Annotated in this window: 20 protein-coding genes and 2 pseudogenes; 12 read left to right on the top strand and 10 right to left on the bottom strand. The window is 67.2% G+C overall.

Features of this window, described 5'->3' with window-relative positions:
- The first annotated feature begins 53 nt into the window (after positions 1 to 53).
- Complete coding sequence (locus ACXI0U_RS02330; protein WP_479549675.1) at positions 54 to 1,655, top strand: ABC transporter substrate-binding protein; 1,602 nt, start codon at positions 54 to 56, stop codon at positions 1,653 to 1,655.
- A gap of 171 nt (positions 1,656 to 1,826) precedes the next feature.
- On the opposite strand, the gene ACXI0U_RS02325 is transcribed toward ACXI0U_RS02330, so the two are convergent.
- On the bottom strand, positions 1,827 to 3,041 hold the full coding sequence (locus tag ACXI0U_RS02325; RefSeq protein WP_479549674.1) for a M24 family metallopeptidase: 1,215 nt from the start codon (positions 3,039 to 3,041) through the stop codon (positions 1,827 to 1,829).
- A 163-nt stretch (positions 3,042 to 3,204) separates the two neighbouring features.
- Between ACXI0U_RS02325 and ACXI0U_RS02320 the strand changes: the two genes are divergently transcribed.
- The 8 genes from ACXI0U_RS02320 to ACXI0U_RS02285 all read left to right on the top strand — a co-directional run bounded on the left by ACXI0U_RS02320 (position 3,205) and on the right by ACXI0U_RS02285 (position 12,953).
- Positions 3,205 to 3,768: a helix-turn-helix domain-containing protein gene (locus ACXI0U_RS02320; RefSeq protein ID WP_479549673.1), complete on the top strand. Its 564-nt coding sequence runs from the start codon at positions 3,205 to 3,207 to the stop codon at positions 3,766 to 3,768.
- Positions 3,769 to 4,045: 277 nt separating this feature from the next.
- Positions 4,046 to 5,647 carry an ABC transporter substrate-binding protein gene (locus tag ACXI0U_RS02315; RefSeq protein ID WP_316925343.1) on the top strand — a complete coding sequence of 534 codons (1,602 nt, stop codon included), beginning with the start codon at positions 4,046 to 4,048 and terminating at the stop codon, positions 5,645 to 5,647.
- A gap of 244 nt (positions 5,648 to 5,891) precedes the next feature.
- Positions 5,892 to 7,337, top strand: a complete 1,446-nt coding sequence (locus ACXI0U_RS02310; protein ID WP_479549672.1) for an OprD family outer membrane porin — start codon at positions 5,892 to 5,894, stop codon at positions 7,335 to 7,337.
- A gap of 45 nt (positions 7,338 to 7,382) precedes the next feature.
- Entirely contained in the window at positions 7,383 to 8,963 is a 1,581-nt protein-coding gene (locus ACXI0U_RS02305) for an ABC transporter substrate-binding protein (RefSeq protein ID WP_479549671.1), read from the top strand.
- A 114-nt stretch (positions 8,964 to 9,077) separates the two neighbouring features.
- The gene (locus tag ACXI0U_RS02300) at positions 9,078 to 10,088 is read left to right on the top strand and encodes an ABC transporter permease subunit (RefSeq protein ID WP_021217741.1); all 1,011 of its coding nucleotides are present in this window, start codon (positions 9,078 to 9,080) and stop codon (positions 10,086 to 10,088) included.
- A 9-nt stretch (positions 10,089 to 10,097) separates the two neighbouring features.
- Positions 10,098 to 11,000 (top strand): ABC transporter permease subunit, encoded by a 903-nt coding sequence (locus tag ACXI0U_RS02295; protein WP_184488642.1) that lies wholly within the window; start codon positions 10,098 to 10,100, stop codon positions 10,998 to 11,000.
- Positions 11,001 to 11,010: 10 nt separating this feature from the next.
- Positions 11,011 to 11,982, top strand: coding sequence for an ABC transporter ATP-binding protein (locus tag ACXI0U_RS02290; RefSeq protein ID WP_184488641.1), 972 nt, complete (start codon positions 11,011 to 11,013; stop codon positions 11,980 to 11,982).
- A complete protein-coding gene (locus tag ACXI0U_RS02285; protein ID WP_479549670.1) occupies positions 11,982 to 12,953 on the top strand; it encodes a peptide ABC transporter ATP-binding protein in 972 nt (323 codons plus the stop codon). Before ACXI0U_RS02290 ends, ACXI0U_RS02285 begins: the two co-directional genes overlap by 1 nt.
- Positions 12,954 to 13,054: 101 nt before the next feature.
- On the opposite strand, the gene ACXI0U_RS02280 is transcribed toward ACXI0U_RS02285, so the two are convergent.
- Positions 13,055 to 13,690 (bottom strand): LysE family translocator, encoded by a 636-nt coding sequence (locus tag ACXI0U_RS02280; protein WP_374979925.1) that lies wholly within the window; start codon positions 13,688 to 13,690, stop codon positions 13,055 to 13,057.
- A 134-nt stretch (positions 13,691 to 13,824) separates the two neighbouring features.
- Here ACXI0U_RS02280 and ACXI0U_RS02275 point away from each other — a divergent pair, with 134 nt between their 5' ends.
- Positions 13,825 to 14,307, top strand: coding sequence for an Lrp/AsnC family transcriptional regulator (locus ACXI0U_RS02275; RefSeq protein WP_263400565.1), 483 nt, complete (start codon positions 13,825 to 13,827; stop codon positions 14,305 to 14,307).
- A gap of 49 nt (positions 14,308 to 14,356) precedes the next feature.
- On the opposite strand, the gene ACXI0U_RS02270 is transcribed toward ACXI0U_RS02275, so the two are convergent.
- From ACXI0U_RS02270 to ACXI0U_RS02245, 6 genes and pseudogenes are all read right to left on the bottom strand, one after another.
- Entirely contained in the window at positions 14,357 to 15,283 is a 927-nt protein-coding gene (locus ACXI0U_RS02270; RefSeq protein WP_479549669.1) for a 5-oxoprolinase subunit C family protein, read from the bottom strand.
- Positions 15,280 to 15,957 (bottom strand): 5-oxoprolinase subunit PxpB, encoded by a 678-nt coding sequence (gene pxpB, locus ACXI0U_RS02265; protein ID WP_479549668.1) that lies wholly within the window; start codon positions 15,955 to 15,957, stop codon positions 15,280 to 15,282. The genes ACXI0U_RS02270 and pxpB overlap by 4 nt, the downstream gene beginning before the upstream one ends.
- Positions 15,954 to 16,700, bottom strand: a complete 747-nt coding sequence (locus ACXI0U_RS02260) for a 5-oxoprolinase subunit PxpA (RefSeq protein WP_435634443.1) — start codon at positions 16,698 to 16,700, stop codon at positions 15,954 to 15,956. The genes pxpB and ACXI0U_RS02260 overlap by 4 nt, the downstream gene beginning before the upstream one ends.
- A gap of 104 nt (positions 16,701 to 16,804) precedes the next feature.
- Positions 16,805 to 19,399 carry a PepSY domain-containing protein gene (locus ACXI0U_RS02255; protein ID WP_479549667.1) on the bottom strand — a complete coding sequence of 865 codons (2,595 nt, stop codon included), beginning with the start codon at positions 19,397 to 19,399 and terminating at the stop codon, positions 16,805 to 16,807.
- 163 nt (positions 19,400 to 19,562) lie between these two features.
- Positions 19,563 to 20,681: an alpha-hydroxy acid oxidase gene (locus tag ACXI0U_RS02250; RefSeq protein ID WP_479549666.1), complete on the bottom strand. Its 1,119-nt coding sequence runs from the start codon at positions 20,679 to 20,681 to the stop codon at positions 19,563 to 19,565.
- Between the two features lie 136 nt (positions 20,682 to 20,817).
- Positions 20,818 to 21,982: pseudogene (locus ACXI0U_RS02245) on the bottom strand (type III PLP-dependent enzyme).
- Positions 21,983 to 22,545: 563 nt separating this feature from the next.
- On the opposite strand from ACXI0U_RS02245, the gene ACXI0U_RS02240 reads away from it, so the two are divergent.
- Positions 22,546 to 24,129, top strand: coding sequence for a peptide chain release factor 3 (locus ACXI0U_RS02240; protein ID WP_431483481.1), 1,584 nt, complete (start codon positions 22,546 to 22,548; stop codon positions 24,127 to 24,129).
- Positions 24,130 to 24,209: 80 nt separating this feature from the next.
- The gene (locus ACXI0U_RS02235; RefSeq protein ID WP_316925352.1) at positions 24,210 to 25,016 is read left to right on the top strand and encodes a TatD family hydrolase; all 807 of its coding nucleotides are present in this window, start codon (positions 24,210 to 24,212) and stop codon (positions 25,014 to 25,016) included.
- Between the two features lie 115 nt (positions 25,017 to 25,131).
- On the opposite strand, the gene ACXI0U_RS02230 is transcribed toward ACXI0U_RS02235, so the two are convergent.
- A complete protein-coding gene (locus ACXI0U_RS02230; protein ID WP_479550018.1) occupies positions 25,132 to 25,836 on the bottom strand; it encodes a methyl-accepting chemotaxis protein in 705 nt (234 codons plus the stop codon).
- A 153-nt stretch (positions 25,837 to 25,989) separates the two neighbouring features.
- Positions 25,990 to 26,280, bottom strand: a pseudogene (locus tag ACXI0U_RS02225) (HAMP domain-containing protein); the annotation flags it as partial.
- Positions 26,281 to 26,515 lie beyond the last annotated feature (235 nt).

The following is a 26,515-nucleotide window of genomic DNA, read 5'->3' as shown; positions in this document are numbered from 1 at the left end:
CCCTGTCGGCGGGGCCGCCCGGCCCCGCCCCTCCACCCCCGAAGGGAAGCACCATGCGCCGATGCCTGTCGTCCCTCGCCCTGCTCCTGCCCCTCGCCTGCAACGCCGCCAGCTCCCTGGTGGTGTGCACGGAAGCCAGCCCCGAAGGCTTCGACATCGTCCAGTACACCGCCGCCACCACGGGTGATGCCGCTGCCGAAACGCTGTTCGACCGCCTGGTGCAGTTCGCCCCCGGCAGCACCCGCCTGCAGCCCGGCCTCGCCGAGCGCTGGGACATCAGCGCGGACGGCCTCACCTACGACTTCCAGCTGCGCCGCGGGGTGAAGTTCCACACCACGCCCTGGTTCACCCCCAGCCGCGAATTCAACGCCGACGACGTGCTCTGGAGCTTCCAGCGCCAGCTCGACCCCAAGCACCCCTGGCACGGCCTCTCGCCACGGGGCTTCCCCTACGCCGAATCCATGGCCTTCGCCCAGCTGATCGAGCGCATCGAGAAGCTCGACGACCACCGCGTGCGCTTCGTCCTGCGCCACCCCGAGGCGCCCTTCCTCGCCGACCTGGCCATGGGCTTCACCTCCATCTACTCCGCCGAATACGCCGCCAAGCTGCTGGCCGCCGGCACCCCCGACGCCCTCAACAGCCAGCCGGTGGGCACCGGGCCCTTCGTCTTCCAGCGCTACGCCAAGGACGCCCAGGTGCGTTTCTTCGCCAACCCCGACTACTGGAACGGCAAGCCGCCCAGCGACCGCCTGCTGCTGGCCATCACCCCCGACCCGAACGTGCGCATCCAGCAGCTGCGCGCCGGCGCCTGCCAGGTGGCCCTCTACCCCAAGCCCACCGACGTGCCCGCCCTGCGCGGCGCCCCCGGCGTGAAGCTGGTGGAGCAGGACGCGCTGATGGTCGCCTACGTCGCCCTCAACACCCGCCACCCGCCGCTGGACGACATGCGCGTGCGCCAGGCGATCAACCTCGCCTTCGACAAGAAATCCTACATCCGCGCCCAGTACGGCGAAGGCGCCGCCAGCGCCGCGGTCAACCCCTACCCCGCCACCCTGCTGGGCTACAACAGCGACCTCGACCCTTGGCCCCACGACCCCGAGCGCGCCCGCCAGCTGCTGGCCGAAGCCGGCCACGGCAAGGGCCTCAAGCTGTCCATCTGGACCCGCCCCGGCGGCGGTCCCACCAACCCCAACCCCGGCATCGGCGCGCAGATGCTCCAGGCCGACCTCGCTGCCGTCGGCATCCAGGCGGACATCCGCGTCTTCGAATGGGGTGAGCTGATCAAGCGCGCCAAGAACGGCGAGCACGACCTGGTGTTCATGGGCTGGGTGGGCGACAACGGCGACCCGGACAACTTCCTCACCCCCAACCTCTCCTGCGCCGCCGCCAAATCAGGCGAGAACCAGGCCGGCTGGTGCGACACGAAGTTCGACGAACTGATCCGCCAGGCCCGCGCAGAGAACGACCGGGAAACACGCGCCCAGCTCTACCGCCAGGCCCTGGCGATCTTCCACGAGCAAGCCCCCTGGATCCCCCTCGCCCACCCCAAGCTGTTCAACGTCCTTACCCCCGAGGTGGAAGGCTTCCGCATGAGCCCGCTGGGGTCGAACAACTTCGCGACCACGCGGCTGAAGGCGAGGCCGGGCACCCCGTAGGAGCGAGCTCTGCTCGCGAAGCCCGTAGGTCGAGTGCAACCCGACAGCACATACGTGGAGGTCGCGGGTTTCACCCGCCCTACGAATGCAGGCACTCCCGGGCTGAAGCCCGGGCTACGACTCGGCGCGACCAGAAAGAAAGAGCCCGCCTTGTCGGCGGGCTCTTCTGGATCATTCCAACCCGAACGGGTCGTCGATCGAATGGCTGGGCTGGGTGAACCAGCGCGGGCCGTCGTCGGCCATGTAGAAGTGGTCTTCCAGGCGGATGCCGAATTCGCCGGGCACGCAGATCATCGGCTCGTTGGAGAAGCACATCCCCGGCTCCAGGGGCGTGGCGTCGCCGCGCACCAGGTAGGGACCTTCGTGGATGTCCAGGCCGATGCCGTGGCCGGTGCGGTGCGGCAGGCCAGGGAGTTGGTAGTCCGGGCCGAGGCCGCTGGCTTCCAGGGAGCGGCGCGCGGCGGCGTCCACCGACTCGCAGGGGGCGCCGAGGCGGGCGGCTTCGAAGGCGTGCAGTTGCGCGGCCCTTTCGAAGTTCCAGAAGGTGCGCTGGCGTTCGCTGGGAGTGCCGAAGACGTAGCTGCGGGTGATGTCGGAGATGTAGCCGTGGAGCTTGCAGCCGGTGTCGACCAGCACCATGTCGCCGTCCTTGAGCACCTGCGGCTCGCGCACGCCGTGGGGGAAGGCGCTGGCGGGGCCGAACAGCACGATGCAGAAGTAGGAGCCGGGGGCGCCGACCTTGCGGTGGGCCTGGTGGATGAACTCCTCGACTTCGGTGGTGCTGATGCCGGCGCGCAGGATGCTGGCGGCGGCCTTGTGCACTTCCAGGGTCATGTCCTTGGCCCGTTGCATCAGGGCGATCTCGGCGGCGGACTTGCGCTGGCGGCAGTGGCCGGTCACCCGGGCGCCGTCGATGAAGTCGTAGGCGCTGCCTTCACGGCGGATGCCGTCGAACATGAAGAAGGGCAGGCTCGGGCACAGCGCCACCCGGGCATCGGCGGCCAGGTTCAGGCCGGCGAGCATGTCCAGCAGCAGGCGATAGGGGTTTTCGTGTTCCTGCCAGGTGCGGATCGAACCCGGGACCACCTGGAAGTCGCGCACCGTGCCTTCCTCGAAGGCCGGCGCGATGTATTCCAGCTCGCCGCTGGCGGGCAGCAACGCGCCCACCAGGCGTTCGCTCGGGTGCCATTGCACGCCGGTGAAATAGCGCAGGTTGCTGCCCGCGTTGAGGTACAGGGCAGCGATGCCCTGCGCCTGCATCAAAGCCTGGGCGCGCTCGATCCGGGCCTGGTATTCGGCCAGCCCGATGGGGCTGCTCCCGGCGGTCATGTCACGCAATCCGGCGAGCGCCTGCTCCGGCGTACCTCCGCCTACACCCCTGGTCATCGCTGAAACCTCTTTGTCCGACAATTGCCGCGAAATTTAAGTGAGACTTAAATAGAGGTCAAAACAAATTTTCAGTCCCACTTAAAAATCATCCGCCCCCTGCGGCGCTTTCACGCAGGCCCCGTGCCGTTATACTGGCCGCCTTCCAACAAGAGCCCTCGCCATGTCCGTAGATCGCATCGGAGAACGCTTGCGCCGTTACAGACGCGCCGCCAAGAAGACCCTGAACGAGGTCGCGAGCGAGTCCGGCCTCACCGCCAGTTTCCTCTCCCAGGCGGAGCGCAATCTCACCGGCGTGTCGATCTCGTCCCTGGCGAGCATCGCCAAATCCCTCAACGTTCCGCTCAACGTCCTGTTCGACCAGCCGCCCCAGCCGCAGCCCGATTCCCACCAGGGCGAGCGCGTGCGCTACACCATCGAGGGCCAGCCGCTGGCCTACGAGCGCCTGTCCACCTCGTTTCCCGGCAACCTGCTCAACGCGGTAAAGATGAACATGCCGGTGGGTTACCAGTCGGAGCTCATCGCCCACGAAGGCTCGGAGTTCGCCTATGTGCTCTCGGGTCAGATCATCTACACCATCGAGGGTCGGCAATATCCTCTTGGCGCCGGCGATTCGGTGCACTTCGATGCGGGCAAGGCCCATTGCCTGGCCAATGCCGGCAGCGAAATGGCCGAGGTCCTGACCATCACCACCATGCCGCTGTTCGACGACCACAGCGCTTCCTGAGCCCTTTCCACGGGGCTCCCGCAACGCCCATGCACAGGACTGTGACGCGCCAATGTTAGTCGCGCTTAATTTCTATTGACCGGAATTTCAGCATGACTTAATTTCGGCCTCGGCTGTTTGCCGGGGATGGACCCATGGCAACGCCGCTTACCGCTGCAAAGGGCCGGCTCACCCGACCAGGGACCCGGAATGCAGCGGGGTGTACCGATGCATGTGCTCGGTCCAAAAGGCCGCCACGCACATGACGCCCTCAGAAAAAGAACAAATTGAGGTTTGCATGCGCAAGAACACCCCCATCCAGGCCCTGCTCGCCGCAGGCCTGCTTCTCGGTTCCCCATTCGTTTCCGCCGCCAGCAACCTGGTGTTCTGCTCCGAGGGCAGCCCAGCGGGCTTCGACCCCGGCCAGTACACCACCGGCACCGATTTCGACGCGGCTTCCGAAACCCTGTTCAACCGCCTGGTGCAGTTCGAACGAGGCAGCACCCAGGCCGTCCCCGCCCTCGCAGAGAAGTGGGACATCTCCCCGGACAACCTCAGCTACACCTTCCACCTGCGCCCCGGCGTGAAGTTCCACAGCACCGACTACTTCAAGCCCAGCCGCGAATTCAACGCCGACGACGTGCTCTTCACCTTCCAGCGCATGATCGACAAGGAACACCCGTTCCGTAAGGCGTACCCCAGCGAGTTCCCCTACTTCACCGACATGGGCCTGGACAAGAACATCGCCAAGGTCGAGAAGGTCGACGAGCACACCGTGCGCTTCACCCTCAACACCGTGGACGCGGCCTTCATCCAGAACCTGGCGATGCCCTTCGCCGTGGTGCATTCGGCCGAATACGCCGACCAGCTGCTCAAGGCCGGCAAGGCCGCCGAGCTGAACCAAAAGCCCATCGGTACTGGCCCCTTCGTGTTCAAGCGCTACCAGAAAGACGCGCAGATCCGCTTCGCCGGCAACAAGGACTACTGGCAACCGGGCGAGGTGAAGATCGACAACCTGATCTTCTCCATCAACACCGACGCCTCGGTCCGCGCGCAGAAGCTCAAGGCCGGCGAGTGCCAGATCACCCTCAACCCGCGCCCCGCCGACCTCGAGTCGCTGAAGCAGAACGCCAAGCTGCAGGTGCCGTCGAACCCCGGCTTCAACCTCGGCTACATCGCCTACAACGTCACCCACGCGCCCTTCGACAAGGTCGAGGTGCGTCGCGCCCTGGACATCGCGGTGAACAAGCCGGCGATCATCCAGGCCGTGTACCAGGGCGCCGGCCAACTGGCGGTCAACGCCATGCCGCCGACCCAGTGGTCCTATGACGAGACCATCAAGGGCAGCGAGTACAACCCCGAGAAGGCCCGCGAGCTGCTCAAGGCCGCCGGCGTCAAGGAAGGCACCGAGATCACCCTCTGGGCCATGCCCGTGCAGCGTCCCTACAACCCCAACGCACGGCTGATGGCCGAGATGCTCCAGGCCGACTGGGCCAAGGTCGGCATCAAGGCACGCATCGTCAGCTACGAGTGGGGCGAGTACATCAAGCGTGCCCACGCGGGCGAGCACGACGCCATGCTGATCGGCTGGACCGGCGACAACGGTGACCCGGACAACTGGCTCGGCACCCTCTATGGCTGCGACTCGATCAACGGCAACAACTTCTCCAAGTGGTGCGACAAGGACTACGACAAGCTGGTCAAGCAGGCCAAGAACGTCACCGACCAGGCCCAGCGCACCGAGCTCTACAAGCAGGCCCAGCAGCTGCTGCAACGTGAAGTGCCGATCACCCCGATCGCCCACTCCACCGTCTACCAGCCCATGAGCAAGAGCGTGCAGGGCTTCAAGATCAGCCCCTTCTCCACCAACTCCTTCTACGGCGTCTCCAATGCGCCCTGACCGCACCTGACGAACCCGGCGGGCCCCACGCCCGCCGGCTTTCGCGGCCCGTTCCGGGCCACTCCGTGAACCCCATCTCCATCCGACGCCAGATCGGAGGAGGACCCTTTCATACCTGCCCCAACGAGTTCGCAAGGATGCTGCGCTTGCGCGCGTCGGCACCGGCTTGCCCGGCGTCGGCGGCAGTCCGCATGAGCGTTCCTTGTTTCGATGAAGAAGCGATAACAAAAAAGGAGCACACGTGATGAAATCCACCCCCTTCCAACGAGCAACCCTGGGACTGGCACTGATGGCTGCCAGCGCACACCTCTTCGCCGCCGAAGAGGAAAAGGTCCCGCCGGTGCCCGAGAACCCCAGCTACGCCGCCCAGGTGCAGAACATCCCCGCCGTGGAAAAACCGGTGAAGGGCCAGGCTGGCGCCACCGGCTTCATCGAAGGCCAGAGCCTGAGCCTGAGCACCCGCAACTTCGCCGCCCGCGAGCAGATGAAGGACAGCTTCGGCTTCACAATCCCCAAGGATGACGGCCCGCAGCGCACCCACAGCCGCCGCGCCTGGGTACAGGGCACCCAGCTGAAATACAGCTCCGGCTACACCGAAGGCACCATCGGCTTCGGCCTGGACGTGGCCGCCTTCAACGCCATCAACCTCGAGCGCGGCAAGGGCCGCATCGGCGGTGGCGGCAACCGCACCCTGGCCGACAGCAACGGCCACGGCCAGGAGGAATGGTCCAAGCTCGGTGTCGCCAACGTGCGCCTGCGCGCCTCCAACACCGAGTTCAAGGCCGGCCGCTTCCTGGTGGACACCCCGGTGCTCAGCTACATCGACAACCGCGCCCTGCCCTCCAGCTTCACCGGCTACGCGGTGACCAGCGAAGAGTTCGACGGCCTCGCCCTGCAGGCCGGCAGCTTCCGCCGCGCCAGCCCGCGTACCGGCGCCGGCGACGAAGCCTTCACCACCGAATACGGCACCCGCGAGGTCACGGGCGAGCACATGCATTACCTCGGCGGCAACTACAAGCCGCTGGATAACCTCGAGGTCGCCGTCTACGCCGGCCGCTTCGAAGACGTCTGGGACCAGTACTACCTGAGCGTGGCCCACGACCTGGGCGACCGCGAGACCCTGTCCCTGCGCACCGCCTTCAACGGCTACCGCACCCGCGACACCGGCGACCGCAAGGCCGGCTACATCGACAACGACACCTTCAGCCTGGCCTTCACCCTGGCCCACCAGGCCCACGCGCTGACGCTCGCCTGGCAGCAGGTCGACGGCAACGAGTACTTCGACTACATCCACGAAACCGCCGCCATCTACCTGGCCAACTCTCTGCTCTCGGACTACAACAGCCCCAACGAGAAGTCCGCGCAGATCCGCTACGAAACCGACTGGAGCTACTTCGGCATCCCCGGCTTCTCCACCACCGCCTGGTACGCCAAGGGCTGGGACATCGACGGCACCCACTACGACGGTGACCGCAACGGCGCCTACGGCAACTACGCGGAAGTGCGCGCCATGGACGACGAGCGCCACCGTGAATACGGCCTGATGGCGGCCTACAAGGTGCAGAGCGGGACCATCAAGGACAGCACCTTCAAGGTCACCTACATGTCCCACAAGGCGAGCAAGCAGCAGATCGACGGCAGCGTGAACGAGCTGCGTATCGTCAGCACCTTCCCCTTCGACCTGCTCTGACATGGATGCGGCGCCGGCCCCGCGCCGGCGCCTGGAGGACCCGACATGAAGATGCGTTACCTGCCCCTGCTGGCTGCCCTCGCCGCCGCCAGCGCCCAGGCCCAGAACCTGGTGGTCTGCACCGAAGCCGCGCCCGAGGGCTTCGACATCGTGCAATACACCGGCGCGGTGACCGCCGACGCCACCGCCGAGACCGTGTTCAGCCGCCTGCTCGGCTTCAAGCCCGGCACCACCGAGCTGATCCCCGGCCTGGCCACCAGCTGGGAAATCAGCGACGACGGCCTGGTCTACACCTTCCGCCTGCGCCCGGACGTGAAGTTCCACGCCACCGACTGGTTCACCCCCAGCCGGCCGTTCAACGCCGACGACGTGGTCTGGACCTTCCAGCGCGCCCTCGACCCCAAGCACCCCTGGCATGAATCGGCGCAGCGCGGCTACGCCTACTTCGACGCCATGGGCATGCGCGAGCTGATCAAGTCCGTGGAGAAGGTCGACGCGCTCACCGTGCGCTTCACCCTTACCCACCCGGAAGCGCCCTTCCTCGCCGACATGGCCATGCCCTTCGCCTCCATCTACTCGGCCGAGTACGGCGACCAGTTGCTGGCGGCGGGCAAGACCAACCAGCTCAACCAGTTGCCCATCGGCACCGGCCCCTTCGTCTTCAACCGCTACGCCAAGGACGCCCAGGTGCGCTACAAGGCCAACGCGGACTACTTCCGCGGCAAGCCCGAGATCGACAACCTGATCTTCGCCATCACCCTCGACTCCAACGTGCGCCTGCAGAAGGTGCGCGCCGGCGAGTGCCAGCTGGCGCTCTACCCGAAACCCGAGGACGTGGCCGGCATCCGCAACGACCCGCGCCTGGCGGTGGACGAGATCGACGCGCTGCTGACCACCTACGTGGCCATCAACACCGAGCACAAGCCGCTGGACGACGCCCGCGTGCGCCAGGCCATCAACCTCTCCATCGACAAGCAGGCCCTGCTCGGTGCGGTGTTCGGCCCGGGCGCCGCCAGCGCCGCGGTCAACCCCTACCCGCCGACGCTGCTGGGCTACAACCACCATATACAGGATTGGCCCCACGACCCGGAGAAGGCCCGCGCGCTGCTCGCCGAAGCCGGAGTGAAGGACCTGAAGATCACCCTCTTCATCCGCAACGGCACCTCGCCTACCATCCCCAACCCCGCGCTGGCGGCACAGATGATGCAAGCGGATCTGGCCAAGGCCGGCATCCAGATGACCATCCGTTCGCTGGAGTGGGGCGAGCTGCTCAAACGCTCCAAGGGCGGCGAGCACGACATGGTGCTGCTGGGCTGGGCCGGCGATAACGGCGACCCGGACAACTTCCTCAGCCCCAACCTGTCGTGCGCGGCGGCCAAGTCGGGGGAAAACCAGGCGCGCTGGTGCGACCAGGCGTTCGAAACGCTGATGCAGAAGGCCCGCACCGTGAGCGAGCCGGCCGAACGGGCGAAGCTCTATGAACAGGCCCTGGAGGTATTTCACAACCAGGCCCCATGGATTCCCCTGGCACACCCTAAGCTGTTCAATGTGCGCCGCAGCAATATCGACGGCTACGTGATCAGCCCCTTGAGCAACAACAACTTCGCCACCACCCGGGTGAAGTAACGGCAGCGTCGCGGCGGTCCAATCCACAGCCGCGACGCTCCCAACAACAAGAACAGCGCCCGCCCACCGTCACAAGCGGAAGCGGGCGTGATACCTGAGGAGTCAACCACCGAGATGCTAAGTTTCATCGCCCGCCGACTGGGGCTTCTGATCCCCACCTTCTTCGGCATCACCCTGCTCACCTTCGCGCTGATCCGCCTGATCCCAGGCGACCCGGTCGAAGTGATGATGGGCGAACGCCGGGTCGACCCCGAAATGCATGCCCAGGCGATGACCCGCCTCGGCCTCGACAAACCCCTGCGCGAGCAGTACTTCGATTACATCGGCAAGCTCGCCAAGGGTGATCTGGGCGAGTCCCTGCGCACCCGCGAAAGCGTCTGGCACGAATTCCTCACCCTGTTCCCCGCGACCCTGGAACTGGCCCTGGCGGCCTTGCTGTTCGCCGGCACCCTGGGCCTGCTGGCCGGGGTGATCGCAGCGCTCAAGCGCGGCTCGCTGTTCGACCACGGGGTGATGGGCATCTCGCTGGCGGGCTATTCCATGCCGATCTTCTGGTGGGGCCTGCTGCTGATCATGTTCTTCTCGGTGTGGCTGGGCTGGACGCCGGTCTCCGGGCGTATCGACCTGCTCTACGACATCGAGCCGGTCACCGGCTTCATGCTCATCGACACGCTGCTCTCAGACGAAGAAGGCGCCTTCCTCGACGCCCTGCGCCACCTGATCCTGCCGGCCATCGTGCTCGGCACCATCCCCCTGGCGGTGATCGCCCGCATGACCCGCTCGGCCATGCTCGAGGTGCTGCGCGAGGACTACGTGCGCACCGCCCGCGCCAAGGGCCTGTCGCCGGCCCGCGTGGTCTTCGTCCACGGCCTGCGCAATGCGCTGATCCCGGTGCTCACGGTGTTCGGCCTGCAGGTCGGCACGCTGCTGGCCGGTGCCGTGCTCACCGAAACCATCTTCTCCTGGCCGGGCATCGGCAAATGGCTGATCGAATCGATCGGCGCCCGCGACTACCCCGTGGTGCAGAACGGCATCCTGCTGATCGCCTGCCTGGTGATCCTGGTGAACTTCGTCGTGGATGTGCTCTACGGCTTCGCCAACCCACGCATTCGCCACCAGCGCTGAGGACCCGTCATGACCATCGCTCAGAACACGGTCGAACCGGCCATCCTCTACCCCTCGCCGATGAAGGAATTCTGGCGGGCCTTCTCCCACAACAAGGGCGCCGTCGGCGGCCTCGCCTTCATGGTGATCATCGTGATCTGCGCGCTGTTCGCGCCCTGGATCGCGCCCTATGACCCCAGCGAGCAGTTCCGCGACGCCCTGCTCACCCCGCCGGCCTGGCTCGAAGGCGGCCAGTGGCAGTTCGTGCTCGGCACCGACGAGCTGGGCCGCGACCTGCTCTCGCGGCTGATCCACGGCGCGCGCCTGTCGCTGCTCATCGGCCTCGCCTCGGTGGTGATGTCGCTGCTGCCCGGCATCCTCCTGGGCCTGATCGCCGGCTTCGCCCCGCTGCTGGGCATGCTGATCATGCGCCTGATGGACATCATGCTGGCGCTGCCCTCGCTGCTGCTGGCAGTGGCCATCGTCGCCATCCTCGGCCCAGGGCTGATCAACACCGTGATCGCCATCGCCATCGTCTCGTTGCCCTCCTACGTGCGCCTGACCCGCGCCGCGGTGATGGTCGAGCGCAACCGCGACTACGTCACCGCCTCGCGCCTCGCCGGTGCCGGCATCTTCCGCCTGATGTTCATCACCGTGCTGCCCAACTGCATGGCGCCGCTGATCGTCCAGGCGACCCTGAGCTTCTCCTCCGCCATCCTCGATGCCGCGGCCCTCGGCTTCCTCGGCCTCGGCGTGCAACCGCCGACCCCGGAATGGGGAACCATGCTGGCCTCCGCCCGCGACTACATCGAGCGCGCCTGGTGGGTGGTCTCGCTGCCCGGCCTGACCATCCTGCTCAGCGTGCTGGCGATCAACCTGATGGGCGACGGCCTGCGCGACGCGCTGGACCCGAAACTCAAGAATGCCGTCTGAGGAGCCCACCATGAGCCTTCTGGATATCAAGAACCTCGGCGTGCGCTTCGGCGACGCCAATGCGGTACCGGTGGTCGACGGCCTCGACCTCTCCGTGAACAAGGGCGAGGTGCTGGCCATCGTCGGCGAGTCCGGCTCCGGCAAGTCGGTGACCATGATGGCGCTGATGGGCCTGATCGACGCCCCCGGCAAGGTCACCGCCGACAGCATGCAGTTCGACGGCACCGACATGCTGCGCCTCAAGGGCAAGCAGCGCCGCCACATCGTCGGCAAGGACCTGGCCATGGTCTTCCAGGACCCGATGACCGCCCTCAACCCCAGCTACACCGTGGGCTTCCAGATCGAGGAAGTGCTGCAGCAGCACCTCGGCCTCAAGGGCCGCGCCGCCCGTCAGCGCGCCCTGGAACTGCTGGAGCGCGTGGAAATACCCGGCGCCGCCAGCCGCCTCGACGCCTACCCGCACCAGCTGTCGGGGGGCATGAGCCAGCGCGTGGCCATCGCCATGGCCATCGCCGCCGAACCCAAGCTGCTGATCGCCGACGAACCCACCACCGCCCTCGACGTGACCATCCAGGCGCAGATCATGGACCTGCTGCTGGACCTGCAGCGCGACCACGACATGGCCCTGGTGCTGATCACCCACGACCTGGCGGTGGTCGCCGAGACCGCCGACCGCGTCTGCGTGATGTACGCCGGCCAGGCGGTGGAAATCGGCGAGGTACCGCGCCTGTTCGACGAGCCCACCCACCCCTATACCGAAGCACTGCTCAAGGCGATTCCCGAGCACAGCCAGGGCCAGCGCCGCCTGGCCACCCTGCCCGGCATCGTCCCCGGCCGCTACGACCGGCCCCACGGCTGCCTGCTGTCGCCGCGCTGCCCCTACGCCCAGGCCAGCTGCCGCGAGCGCCGCCCCGGCCTGGACCCACACGAACATGGCGCGGTGCGCTGCTTCTTCCCCCTGAATCTCGGCGAGGTGGCCTGATGACTGCCGTACTGACCGCCCGTGACCTGACCCGTCACTACGACATCTCCCGTGGCCTGTTCAAAGGCACGGCCACGGTGCGCGCCCTCAATGGCGTGTCCTTCGAACTGCAGGCCGGCAAGACCCTCGCCGTGGTCGGCGAATCCGGCTGCGGCAAGTCCACCCTGGCCCGCGCCCTGACCCTGATCGAGATCCCCAGCTCCGGCTCCCTGCAAATCGCCGGGCAGGAAGTCACCCGTGCCAACGGCCTGCAGCGCAAGCAGATGCGCCGCGACGTGCAGATGGTGTTCCAGAACCCCTATGCATCCCTCAACCCGCGGCAGAAGATCGGTGACCAGCTGGCCGAGCCGCTGCTGATCAACACCTCGCTGTCCCGCGCCGAGCGCCGCGAGCAGGTGCAGGCGATGATGCAGCAGGTGGGCCTGCGCCCCGAGCACTACCAGCGCTACCCGCACATGTTCTCCGGCGGCCAGCGCCAGCGCATCGCCCTGGCCCGCGCCATGATGCTCAACCCCAAGGTGCTGGTGGCGGACGAACCCACCTCGGCGCTGGACGTTTCCATCCAGGCCCAGGTGCTCAACCTGTTCATGGACCTGCAGGAACGCTTCAACACCGGCTACGTGTTCATCTCCCACAACCTCTCGGTGGTGCAGCACGTGGCGGACGACGTGCTGGTGATGTACCTCGGCCGCCCAGCGGAGATCGGCCCGGCGGAGCTCATCTACGAGCGCCCGCTGCATCCCTACACCCGCGCGCTGCTCTCGGCCACGCCGACCATCCACCCGGACCCGGCCAAGCCGAAGATCAAGATCGTCGGCGAACTGCCCAACCCCCTCGACCCGCCCAGCGGCTGCGCCTTCCACAAGCGCTGCCCCTACGCCACCGAGCGCTGCCAGGTGGAAGTCCCCGAACTGCGCCCGCTGGACGCCCGCCAGGTGGCCTGCCACCACGCCGAAACCATCGCCCCGTAACCCGCCCCACGAACCCCATCGCCCGATGGGGTTCGTTTCCTCCTGTAGGGGCGACTTCAGTCGCCAAGCAGCCCGCAGGGCTGCCCTTCTCGCCCTCTGCCCTACATCTCCCGCAACATTGCCAACCTCACCCCGAAGCCCACCAGCACGCCGCCGAACAGCCATTGCTGGATGCGCTGGGCCAGCGGCCGTTGCCCCAGCCAACGCCCGATGCCGGCACCGGCCAGCGCATAGCAGGCATCGAAGGCCAGGCCCACGCCCACCAGCACCGCGCCCAGCAGGGCGAACTGGGCGAACAGCGGCCCCGCCGCCGGGTCGACGAATTGCGGCAACAGCACCGAACAGAACAGCAGCGCCTTGGGGTTGAGCAGGTTGGTCAACAGCCCACGGCGGATCGCCGGCCACCAGGCGCCGCCCAGGGCAACGCCCTCCCCGCCGCTGCCGGCCACCAGTTGCGAGGCCGGCGTCTGCAGGATGCGCACGCCGATCCACAGCAGGTAGGCCGCGCCAGCCAGGCGCACCAGGTCGAAGGTCCAGGGCGCGGTGCGGAACAGCACCGCCAAACCCAGCCCCGCCAGCGCCACATGGCAGCCACGCGCCACCGCCAGCCCCAGGGTGGTGGCCAGCGCCAGGGCGCGCCCCTGCCGGGCGCCGGTCTGCAGCAGCAGGATCATGTCCGGCCCCGGCAGCAGGTAGGCCACTGCCAGGGCCATCAGGAATACGCCTATATCCGCCATCGCCCGCTCCTCCACAGGTCTTCCGGAGGAAAAATTCTATGCCCGGAGGCCGGGGCAGGTGCTTGCGTATTACGTCAACAAGAGGATCCTGTTTGGCACGAACAAGGAGATATCTCCGACAGGACCATCCATTTATGCCAAATCTCAAACTGGACGCCTTCGACCACAAGATACTCGCCGCCCTCCAGCGCGACGGCCGCCTGAGCAACGTGCAGCTGGCCGAGGAGATCGGCCTGTCGCCCTCGCCCTGCCTGCGCCGGGTGCGCCTGCTGGAGGAAGCCGGGGTGATACGCGGGTACCAGGCCGACCTGGATCGCTACGAAGTGGGGCTGGGCCTGACGGTGTTCGTCGGCATCAAGGTCGAGCGCCACAGCCCCGACCGCGCCGACGCCTTCCGCGAGGCGGTGGTACTGCTGCCCGAGGTGATCTCGGTGCACCTGGTGTCCGGCGAGGCGGATTTCCTGCTGCAAGTGGTGGTGCCGGATCTGCGCGCCTACGAGCTCTTCCTCACCAACCACCTGATCAAGCTGCCCGGCGTCAGCGACATCCGCAGCAACTTCGCCATCCAGACGGTCAAGGCACCGGGCCCGCTGCCCCTCAACCACCTGCCGAAATGACGCACGCGCACCTGGTACGTCACCCGTAGGTCGGGTGAAACCCGACGCCCTACGAACGGGCGCTGAAGAAGCGACGGAATTCGCGCATCTCGGCCTGCACGATCGGGATATCCACAGCCTGGAAACGCAGCCTCTGGTGCGCCGCGCACTGGGCCAGGCGGTCGCAGTCCCGGGGGTGCAGCCAACCGAGGATGGGGTAGCCGCCCATGGTCTGCTGGTCGGCCTGGAGGATGATCGGCTGGCCGTCCGGCGGGACCTGCACGGTGCCGCGCACCACGCCCAGGGACCATTGCCGCTGCGGCGCACGGATCGCCTCGCCCTGCAGGCGCGCACCCATGCGATCCGATTGCGGGCTGAGCTGCCAGGGTCGCTCGAAGAAAGCCTGTAGTTGGTCATCGGCGAACTGCGCGGCATCGCCGCCGAGCATCACCCGCAGCGGGCGCTCGGCGCGATAGTCCGGCTGCCAGGGCCAAGGCACGCTGGCGCCTAGCTCGAAACGCCCTTTCCCACCCGGCAACAGGTCGCCGTCGGCCAGCTTCGCCCCTTGGCCTTTCAGCCCGCCGAGGCCTTCACGCACCTGGCAGGCGACGCTGCCCAGCACCGGCTCGACGCCAAAGCCACCGGTGATGGCGAGATAGGCCCGCTGGCCGTTGCGGGCGAAACCCAGCTTGAGGCGCTGCCCGTCGCGCAGCGGGAAGCGTGACCAGTTGGGCCGCGCCTCGCCATCCAGGGTGATGGGCAGGTCCGCGCCACAGAGCGCCACCCAGCCATCGCCCAGGCTTTCCAGCTCGACACCGCCCAGGGCGATCTCGACCAGCGGGGCGCCCGGCGCATTGCCCAGCAGGCGATTGGCCCAGTAGGCGGCGTGACGGTCCATGGGCCCGCACGGGGACACCCCCAGGTGCTGCCAGCCGCTGCGCCCGCCGTCCTGCAGCAGGCTCAGGGGCCCGGCCTTGATCAACCGCAGGCCGTTCATGGCTCGCCCCGTTCGCGGCGGTAGGTCCGTTCATCGATGGGCACGAAGCGCACACGGTCCCCCAACGCCAGCGGGCACGGCGGCTCACGCGTCGGGTCGAACAGCGCCGTCGGGCAGAGGCCCAGCAGGTGCCAGCCGCCCGGCGAGGCCTGTGGATAAATCGCCGTCTGCCGCTCGGCGATGGCCAGGCTGCCCGCCGGCACCCGCGTGCGCGGCGTGCCGCGCCGTGGCAGGGCGAGGCGTGTATCCAGCTCACCCAGGTAGGCGAACCCCGGCGCGAAGCCGATGGCGCCGACGCGGTATTCCACCCCGGCGTGCAGCTCGATCACCTGCCCGGTACTGAGCCCACAGGCATCGGCCACCGTGGCCAGGTCCTCGCCGCCGTACCAGACGGGCAGCTCGTGCAGGCGCCCGGCCTGCTCGCCCGTAGCCGCCCGCTGCCACTGCTCCAGCAACGGCGCCAGCTCGGCGGCCAGCCGGAGGTGATCGGTGTGCAACAGGTCGTAGTGCAGCAGGAGGGTGGTCCAGCCTGGCACCAGCTCGCGGAGCCGGTGGCCAAAGTGCTGGCGCAGAACAGCGGCGAGCTGGGCGATGCGTTGCGGCAGGCGGCTGTCCGGCTCATCCGCCAGCACCAGCAGCAACGCCTCGGCGCCGACCGGTTCGATACGGATCACGAGGCGTCCAGGTAGGCTCGCAGCCGGCGCAGCACCGCCAGGGATTGCGGGTTGTCGCCGTGCACGCAGAGGCTGTCGGCCACCAGTTGCAGCGGCTTGCCGTCGATATCGGCGAAGGGCTCGCCCCGGGCGATGGCCACGGCCTGCCCGATGATGCGCTCCGGCTCGTGGTGCACCGCGCCTTCGAGCCGGCGCGGCGCCAGCTGGCCGTCGGCCAGGTAGGCACGGTCGGCGAAGGCCTCGAACATCAGCGGCACATCCGCCTCGTCCGCCAGGCGTATTTCACGGCGGTTGTCGGTCAGGGCCAGGACCATCAGCGGCAGGCCCTGGCGGTAGCTGGCGCAGGCGTCCAGCACCGCCTCCAGCAACGCATCGTTGCGCACCAACTCGTTGTACAGCGCGCCATGGGGTTTGACGTAGGCCACCTGGGTGCCGGCGGCCCGGCAGAAGGCGTCCAGTGCACCGATCTGGTAGAGCACCAGGGCGCGGACCTCTTCCACCGACAGGGCCATCTGCCGGCGGCCGAAACCGATCAGGTCCGGGTAGGCCGGGTGCGCGCCGATGCTCACGCCGTGCTGCACCGCCAGGTCGACGGTGCGTTGCATGGTCGTGGGATCGGAGGCGTGGAAACCGCAGGCCAGGTTGGCCTGGTCCACCAGCGGCATGGCGTGTTCGTCATCGCCCATGGTCCAGACGCCGAAGCTCTCGCCCATGTCGCAGTTCAGCAGGATTCGATTTTTCATCGCCTGATTATGGCGACAGCGGGCGGGCTGTGCGAGATGGGGTTATCCACAGGTGGATCAGCCCGGGAAGAACACCCGGGTCTGAAGCACAGCCCATGAACCGATCAATACACGTCGCGGCGGTAGCGGCCTTCGGCGGCGAGGGCATCCAGGGCCTCGTCGCCCAGCAGTTCGCGGAGCACACGGTCGACGCCGTCGGCCATGCCCTGCAGGCTGCCGCAGATGTAGAACACCGCGCCCGCCTCGACCCAGGCACGGACTTCCGCCCCGGCTTCGCGCAGGCGGTCCTGCACGTAGACCTTGTGCGCCTGGTCGCGGGAGAAGGCCAGGTCCAGCCGCTCCAGCTCACCACTGGCCAGCCAACCTTCGATCTCGTCGCGGCAGTAGTAGTCGTGGGCCTGGTTGCGCTCGCCGAACAGCAGCCAGTTGCGGCCGTTGCCGGCGGCGACGTTGGCCTTGAGCAGCGCACGCAGGCCGGCGAGGCCGGTGCCGTTGCCAATGAAGATGGCCGGGCGCTCGCCTTCCAGGCGGTGGAAGCGGGCATTGCGGCGCAGGCGCAGCGGCAGGCTGGCGCCCACCGGCAACGCGTGGGTGAGCCAGCCGGAGGCGATGCCCAGGGTGCCATCGGCGTGCTGTTCCTGGCGCACGATCAGTTCCAGGGCGCCGTCGCTTTCCAGGGAGGCGATGGAGTACTGGCGCACCGAAAGCACGATCAGCGCATCCAGCAGCGCCTGCGGGTGCAGGCCTACAAGGTGCTCGAAGGAGTCCGGCAGCAGGCGTGCGCCCAGGGCCTGGCGCAGGGGTTGGGCGATGCCATCCACCGTCACCTGGGCCTCGCCGTCGAGGCCATGGCGGTCGAGCCAGCCCTGGATGCGCGGGTCGGCCTGGCGCGGGAGGATTTCCACCAGGTCGCCGGCCTGCCAGCTGATCTGGCTGCCCGCCGGGGCGCCCAGGCGCAGCAGCCAGGTGGACTCGCCCTGGCTGCCGGGGTTGAGGTGTTCGCGGCCGGCCAGGGTCCAGGTTTCGAAAGGCTGCTCGGTCCATGCCGGCACCAGGCTGGAGCCGGACAGGCTGGCCAGTTGCTGCTGCCAGCTCTGCAGTGCGCCGGCGTCGCCGTTGTCCACCTCCACCGTGTCGAACAGGGTGTTGGCGCCCTGGCCCTGGAGCCAGGCCTGCAAGCGGTGGGCGAAGCCACAGAAGTGCTGGTACTGGCGGTCGCCCAGGGCGAGCACGGCGAAACGCAGGTCGGCCAGTTGCGAGGCCTGGCCCAGCACCTTGCGCTCGAAGCCGCGGGCGGCGTCCGGGGCCTCGCCATCGCCGAAGGTGCTGACCACGAACAGGGCGTTGCGCGCCTCGGCCAGTTGCCCGGCATCCAGTTCGCCCAGCTGCTGCACGCGCACCGGGTAGCCGGCGGCCTGGAGCTGGCCGGCGCTCTGCCAGGCGAGCTGCTCGGCGAAGCCACTCTGGCTGGCGAAGCCGATCAGCCAGGGCTCGCCGTCACCACCGTGGCCGAGACCACCGCGAGCGGCCTTGATCGCGCGCTTCTTGCGCCGGCGGTCGAGGTAGAGCAGCCAGCCGGTGATGAAGAACAGCGGCATGGCGAGGCTCGCCAGCATCATCAGGATGCGCCCGGTCAGGCCGAAGTACTCGCCCACGTGCAGGGCATAGATGCTGGTGAGCAGCTGCGCCTTGAAGCTCTTCTCGGCGTAGCGCTCGACGCGGGCGACCTTGCCGGTGGCCGGGTCGAGGGTGATCTGGTTGGTGGCACGGGGATGGCTGGAATCCCCCAGGAGGTAGAACACCGTGGCCGGCTGCCCACCCACCGGGGGCAGGCGCAGGTTGTAGGCGGTCATGCCGGGGCCGGCGGCCTCGCGGATGCTGGCCCAGACGGCGTCATAGTCCACCACCAGCGGCGGGCCCGACGGCGCTTGCTGCATGCCCGGGCGGCCCCCTTCGCGGCGCTCGCCACGCCCCTCACCACGTCCTTCGCCCCGACGTTCGCCAGGCTTGGCCTGCTGCTCGACGGGGGCATCGGCCAGCAGGCGCTGCAGGCCGGCGCGGTACCACTCGTAGGACCAGAACAGGCCGGTCAGCGCGGCCAGTAGGTAGAGCGCCAGGCACCAGGTGCCGGCCACCGCGTGCAGGTCCCAGTTGAAGCTGCGGCCCTTGCGCGCCCAGTCCAGGGTCAGCCAGGCACGCCAGCTGCCGGCCTGGCGCGGCCAGCGCAGATAGAGGCCGGAGAGGCAGAAGAAGATCAGTGCCAGGGTGCTGGCGGCGGTGATCTGCTTGCCGGTCTCGCCCATGGCGAGGAAGCGGTGCAGTTGCAGCATCAGGCCGAAGAACGGCTGGCCGACCGGGTCACCGAGCAGCTCACCGGTGTAGGGGTCGAACCAGCGCATGGGGCCTCGGCGCTCGCCGGGCGGCGGCATGAAGAACACCCGCGCCGGCCCGCCGGACTGGGTTTCCACCCAGAGCCCGGTAACCTGCTTGCCTTCGGCGGCTTCGATCTTGCGCACCAGTTCGGCGGGCGGCAGCACACCGCTGTCACTCACCTCGATACGCAGGGTGTCGGCGTTCAGCCAGTCGAGGATTTCGTCCTGGAAGCTGTAGGCGGCACCGGTGACGCCCATGAGGGACAACACCAGGCCGGCACTGATGCCGAGGAACCAGTGCAGCTGGAAAAGGACTTTCTTGAACACGGTGACCCCTTGTTGGAAGCAGGCAGCGCCCCGACAGCCGGAGTGACGGGGGCCATGGATACTCAGATGGGACGCGATTCTATTTGAGAATAAATTTCACCAACAGTGCGAGCTGCGCCTTTTACTTTCTATTTACTTTGTGGCCGCAGCCCGCCCCCCGTCCTCAGCGTCCTGCGCGGGGCAGCACGAGAAGCTCGCGGTGGATATCCGCCAGGGTGCGGCACCCCGTCAGCGCCATGGTCACTTCCAGTTCGGTGCGCAGCAGGTGCAGCACATGGGCGACACCCGCCGCCCCGGCGGCCGCCAGGCCATGGATGTAGGGCCGGCCGATCATCACCGCGCTGGCACCCAGCGCCAGCGCCTTGAACACGTCTGTGCCGCGCCGGATGCCGCCATCCAGCAGCACCGGCACCCGCCCCTGCACCGCCTGGACCACGTCCGGGAGCATGTCCAGCGTCGCCGGCATGCCGTCCAGGGTACGGCCGCCGTGGTTGGAGACGACAATGCCGGCCACGCCCTGCTCCACGGCCCGCGCCGCGTCCCGGGGGTTCATCACGCCCTTGAGCAGCACCGGCAGGCGCGTATGGGCCTGCAGCCAGGTGAGGTCGCTCCAGGTCACCGCGTGTTCCAGCAGCGGGCTGCCGAACAGGGGGCTCTCGCCGGGGTGGGCGACGGCAGGCGGCAATGCCCGCATGCCCTTGAGGTTGACCGCCTCGATGCCCTCGGGGAGCACGAAGCCGGCGCGCTGCTCGCGGTTGCGCAGGCCGCTGACCGGCGCGTCCACCGTGACCACCAGCGCCCGGTAGCCGGCCGCCTCGGCACGGCGTACCAGGGCCAAAGTGAAGTCGCGGTCCGGCTGGATGTAGAGCTGGAACCACAGTGGCGTCTGCGCCGCCTCGGCGATCGATTCCAGGCTGATGCCGGCCTGGGTGCTGACCACCATGGCGGCCTTCATCGCGGACGCGCCGAGCACGCTGGCCAGCTCGCCATCCGGGTGCGCCAGCTGCTGGAAGGCCACCGGCGCCAGGAGGATCGGGTAGTCCAGCTCCAGCCCGCACAGCTGCTGGCGCGTGTGGCCGCCGCTCAGGTCCTCCAGCACCCGGTTGAGCAGGCGCACGCGCTGGAAGGCCGCGCGGTTCTCGCCCAGGGTGAGCTCGTCCGCCACGCCACCGGCCATGTAGGCCCAGGCCTGGGGCGTCATGCGTTCGCGGGCGAAGGGTTCGTAATCGGAAACGGCGGCGATGCTGGCGGGTATCTGTTGCAGCGGGGGCAGAAGCGTCATGGGTCACCTGGGGAAGCGCGGCTGCACATGGTAAGGGCGGGGTGCAGCGAGGCAACCGCGACAAGACGCCGCCCCGGATTATCTCGCGGGCATAAAAAAGCCTGCCGCGAGGCAGGCTTCTTCGGTTGCGTGGTGCTTACAGGTAGAAGGCCTTCAGCGGCGGGAAGCCGTTGAATTCCACCGCGCTGTAGCTGGTGGTGTACGCACCGGTGGAGAGCCAGTAGAGGCGGTCGCCGCTGGCCAGGTTCAGGGGCAGGCCGTACTTGTAGTTCTCGTACATGATGTCGGCGCTGTCGCAGGTCGGGCCGGCGATGACCACTTCTTCCATCTCGCCTTTCTTCTCGGTCCAGATGGGGAACTTGATGGACTCGTCCATGGTTTCGATCAGGCCGGAGAACTTGCCCACGTCGGTGTAGACCCAACGCTCCACCGCGGTGCGGGACTTGCGCGCGACCAGCACCACTTCGCTGACCAGGATGCCGGCGTTGGCGATCAGCGAACGGCCCGGCTCGAGGATGATTTCCGGCAGCTCGTCGCCGAAGTCTTCCTTGAGGAAGCGGGTGATTTCCTCGGCGTAGGTTTCCAGGGCGTTGGTGCGCTGGATGTAGTTGGCCGGGAAGCCGCCGCCCATGTTGATCATCTTCAGGGTGATGCCGTCTTCTTCCTTGAGGCGCTCGAAGATCACCTTGACCTTGGCGATGGCAGCGTCCCGAGACGTTGATGTCGCGCTGCTGGCTGCCCACGTGGAAGGACAGGCCATAGGGCTCCAGGCCCAGCTGCTTGGCAAGGATCAGCAGGTCCAGCGCCATGTCGGGGTTGCAGCCGAACTTGCGCGACAGCGGCCAGTCGGCGGAGGTGGAACCCTCGGTGAGGATGCGCACGTAGATCTTCGAGCCCGGGGCGGCCTTGGCGATGTTGCGCAGGTCGGCTTCGGAGTCGGTGGCGAACAGGCGCACGCCCTTCTCGTAGAAGTAGCGGATGTCCCGGGCTTTCTTGATGGTGTTGCCGTAGCTGATGCGCTCCGGGCCGACGCCGGTCTTCATCACCTTGTCCAGCTCGTAGATGGAGGCGATGTCGAAGTTGGAGCCCTTGTCACGCAGCAGTTCGGTGATTTCGGTCGCCGGGTTGGCCTTCACCGCGTAGTAGATCTTGGCGAAGGGGAAGCAGCCGACCAGTTGGTCGTAGGCATCGGCGATGGTCTGCTTGTCGATCACCACGAAAGGGGTCTCGTGTTGATCAGCGAACGCTTTCATGCGCTGGAAAGTGGCGGGTGCGAAATAGTCTTCGACCTTGATCGACATACTGGGGCTCCATTGGGCAAAAAACACAAAAGTTGCAAGGGATGGGCTTGGTGCGAAAAGCCTGAACGTCTAATCCGTTTCCCCACTTTGGTTCGCCTACTTCCCAAGGCATGTCGCCGAGGATTTGCAGCCTTGCGGCCGCCAACCTCTCGTCGTCAGTACTTGAGCCGGATGGATCGTTTCCAGCATGGACGTTCGGGCGCGAACTTTAGGACCATGGGGGGCGCAGATCAATCAAAAAATGCCGCTTTTTCACATCCCTTTGTCGCGTTACCTGTTGACTGTTCTGTATTCAAAACAAAACGTTATGAAATGCTGCACAAAACCGCTGGCGACGGCCCTTGCAGCGCATCGGTACGCGCCCGGACCTGGCGATCATGGCCCTCTTTTCTGACAGACCGATGATCCCCTCGAGGGTTCATCCCCATCGCCCGACTGGGTGCCGGCAACACCATCACCGCCGCCTGCGACATGCGGACTGATCCCCCGGTCGTTTCCCGCTATAATTCCGCGCTTTTCGGGCCGCACATGGCCCGCAACCGTTTCCAGCCAGGCACATATCCATGACCATCCAGGCCGCCGAAGTCGCCAAACGCCGCACCTTCGCCATCATTTCCCACCCTGACGCCGGTAAGACCACCATCACCGAGAAGCTGCTGCTGATGGGCAAGGCGATCGAGGTCGCCGGTACGGTGAAGTCGCGCAAGTCCGACCGCCACGCCACCTCCGACTGGATGGAAATGGAGAAGCAGCGCGGCATCTCCATCACCACCTCGGTGATGCAGTTCCCCTACCGCGAGCACATCATCAACCTGCTCGACACCCCCGGCCACGAAGACTTCTCCGAAGACACCTACCGCACCCTCACCGCGGTGGACTCGGCGCTGATGGTCCTCGACGGCGGTAAAGGCGTAGAGCCGCGCACCATTGCGCTGATGGACGTGTGCCGCCTGCGCGATACGCCCATCGTCAGCTTCATCAACAAGCTCGACCGCGATATCCGCGATCCCATCGAGTTGCTCGACGAGATCGAGGCGGTGCTGAAGATCAAGGCCGCGCCCATCACCTGGCCCATCGGCTGCTACAAGGACTTCAAGGGCGTGTACCACCTGGCCGACGACTACATCATCGTCTACACCCCGGGCCACGGCCACGAGCGCACCGCGATGAAGATCATCGAGAAGCTGGACTCCGACGAGGCCCGTGCCCACCTGGGCGACGAGTACGACCGTTTCGTCGATCAGCTGGAGCTGGTCCAGGGTGCCTGCCATCCCTTCGACCAGGACGAGTTCATCAGCGGCCAGCTGACCCCGGTGTTCTTCGGCACCGCGCTGGGCAACTTCGGTGTCGATCACGTGCTCGACGCCGTGGTCGACTGGGCGCCCAAGCCACTGCCGCGCGCAGCCAATGAGCGCAGCGTGGAACCGCAGGAAGAGAAGTTCAGCGGCTTCGTGTTCAAGATCCAGGCAAACATGGACCCCAAGCACCGCGACCGTATCGCCTTCATGCGCATCTGCTCGGGCAAGTACAGCCAAGGCATGAAGATGCGCCATGTACGCCTGGGCAAGGACGTGCGCGTCGGCGACGCCCTGACCTTCTTCTCCAGCGAGCGCGAGCAGCTCGAGGAAGCCTTCGCCGGCGACATCATCGGCCTGCATAACCACGGCACCATCCAGATCGGCGACACCTTCACCGAAGGCGAGGCCCTGGGCTTCACCGGCATCCCCCACTTCGCACCCGAGCTGTTCCGCCGCGTGCGCCTGAAGGACCCGCTGAAATCCAAACAGCTGCGCCAGGGCCTGCAGGAACTGGCCGAGGAAGGCGCCACCCAGGTGTTCTTCCCCGAGCGCAACAACGACATCATCCTCGGCGCGGTCGGCGTGCTGCAGTTCGACGTCGTCGCCAGCCGCCTGAAGGAGGAATACAAGGTCGAGTGCGCCTATGAGCAGATCAACGTCTGGTCGGCACGCTGGATCGAATGCAAGGACGAGAAGAAGCTCAAGGAGTTCAAGGACAAGGCCTTCGAGAACCTCTCCGTGGACGGCGGTGGCCACCTCACCTACCTGGCCCCGACCCGCGTCAACCTGGCGCTGATGGAAGAGCGCTGGCCGGACATCAAGTTCCGCGCCACCCGCGAACACCACTGATCGCGCTTTATCGATCGGATGCACGACAGGGGCGCCGCTTCCCGGCGGCGCCCCTGGGCTAGGCTGACACCCATCCCCTGATGCGACCGCCGCCCACCATGCTGATCGACACCCACACCCACCTGGATTTCCCCGAGTTCGACGCCGACCGCGCCGAAGTGCTGGCCCGTGCCCGCGCGCTGGGGGTGCAGCGCCAGGTGCTGATGGGCGTGACCCGTGGCAACTGGCAGCGCATCTGGGAACTGGCCACCACCGAGGGCGACCTCTACGCCGCCTTCGGCCTGCATCCCATCTATCTGGACGAGCACCAACCAACCCATCTGGACGAGCTGCGCGATACGCTGCTGACCCATGCCGGGCACCCCAAGCTTTGCGCGGTGGGCGAGATCGGCCTGGACTATTACCTCGAAGCGCTCGACCGCGACGCGCAGCAGGCGCTGTTCGAGGCCCAGCTCGCCATTGCCGCCGATGCGCAGTTGCCGGTGCTGTTGCATGTGCGCAAGAGCCACGCAGCGGTGATCGCCACCCTCAAGCGCTTCCGCCTGCAGCGCGCCGGCATCGTCCATGCCTTCGCCGGCAGCGTCGAGGAAGCCCGCGAGTACCTGAAGCTGGGCTTCCGCCTCGGCCTGGGCGGTGCGCCTACCTGGCCCCAGGCCAACCGCCTGCGCAAGGTGGTGCCGCAACTGCCGCTGGACGCCATCGTGCTGGAGACCGACTCCCCGGACATGGCCCCCTCCATGCACCCGCACCAGCGCAACAGCCCCGAGTACCTGCCGGACATCTGCGCCAATCTGGCCGAGCTGCTGGGCCTCACCCCGAGCGAGCTTGCCGCCACCAGCAGCCGCAATGCCTGCGAGCTGTTCGGCTGGCCGCCCCTCCCGGGCTGAAGCCCGGGCTACGAAGCTCCACAGGCCAGATGTAGGGTGGGCTTCAGCCCACCGGCGGCGCCTCCAATAAACGAAAAAGCCCGCCAATCGGCGGGCTTTTGCGTGGCGCACTGGATCAGACGCGGAACGCGCCGATCAGCTGCTTGAGCTGCGCCACCTGGTCGGAGAGCTGGCGGCTGGCCTGCTCGGTCTGGCTGGCGCCCTGGGCGGTGCGCTCGCCGGCGCTGTTGATCTCGACGATGTTCTGGTCGATGTCGTGGGCCACGGCGGTCTGCTGCTCGGCGGCGGCGGCGATCTGCTGGTTCTGGTCGACGATCATGCCCACCGCACCGAGGATGTTTTCCAGCGCCTGCTGCACGCGGCCGGACTGGTTGACGGTGCCATCGGCCATCTGGTGGCTGGTGTTCATCGCCTTGACCGCCGCACCGACGCCGCCCTGGAGGCGGACGATCATCTGCTCGATCTCTTCGGTGGACTGCTGCGTACGCTTGGCCAGGGTGCGCACCTCATCGGCCACCACCGCGAAGCCGCGGCCCTGCTCACCGGCGCGGGCAGCCTCGATGGCAGCGTTGAGGGCCAGCAGGTTGGTCTGTTCGGCGATGCCCTTGATCACCTCCAGCACACGGCTGATGGAAGCGCTGTCGGAGGCGAGCTGGTTGATCACGTTGACCGACTGCTCGATCTCCTGGGCCAGGCGCTCGATGCTGCCCAGCTGGGACTCCACCAGGGCACGGCCGCTGACGGTTTCCTCGTTCACGCTATGGGCGCTGTTCACCGCAGCGGCGGCGCTGCGGGCGACCTCCTGGGCGGTGGCGGACATTTCGTTCATCGCCGTCGCCACCTGCTCGATCTGGCTGCGCTGGCCGGCGACGGCCTGGTTGCTCTCTTCGGACACGCTCTGCACGCGGCTGGCCTGGCGCTCGACCTCGGTGACGGTCTGGCCGACCAGTTCGATCAGGTCGTGGATCTTCGCCACGGTGCCGTTGAACACCTGGCCTAGTTCGCCGAGCTCGTCCTTGCTCTGGGCGCGGAAATTGACGGTCATGTCGCCGGCGGCAACCTGGTCCATCACCCTGCCCAGGCTCTTGAGGGTGGTGCGGGTGGAAACGTAGAAACCGCTGTAGAGGTAGACGATGGCGAGGAACACCACCACCAGCGCGACCACCAGCAGCACGGTCTGCGCGCGCTTCTCGCCGAGGCGCTTCTCCAGCTCGCTCTTGAGCAGGCCGAGGGCGGCGTCATTGAGCTGGTAGGTCTTGTCCATCTGCGCAGTGACCTGGTCATAGAACTGCGGCCAGGGCGTGTCGAGGGTGTCGGCCATGATCACCTGGTCCTCGAACAGCGTGGCGCTCTGCTTGAGGGTTTCACGGCTGGCGTTGGCCAGGTCGCCCAGGGCGGCCTGGGCACGGGGGTTGCCGTTGAGCGCGTCCTGGACCTTGAGGCCGTACTCGGAGCCGATCTTCTCCAGCTCCAGCAGCAGGTCATCCAGCTTGGTGCTG

It is taken from the genome of Pseudomonas sp. C9D1, assembly GCF_056491235.1.
Note: the sequence above shows the minus strand (reverse complement) of the source record. Positions and strands in the feature narration are given on the sequence as shown.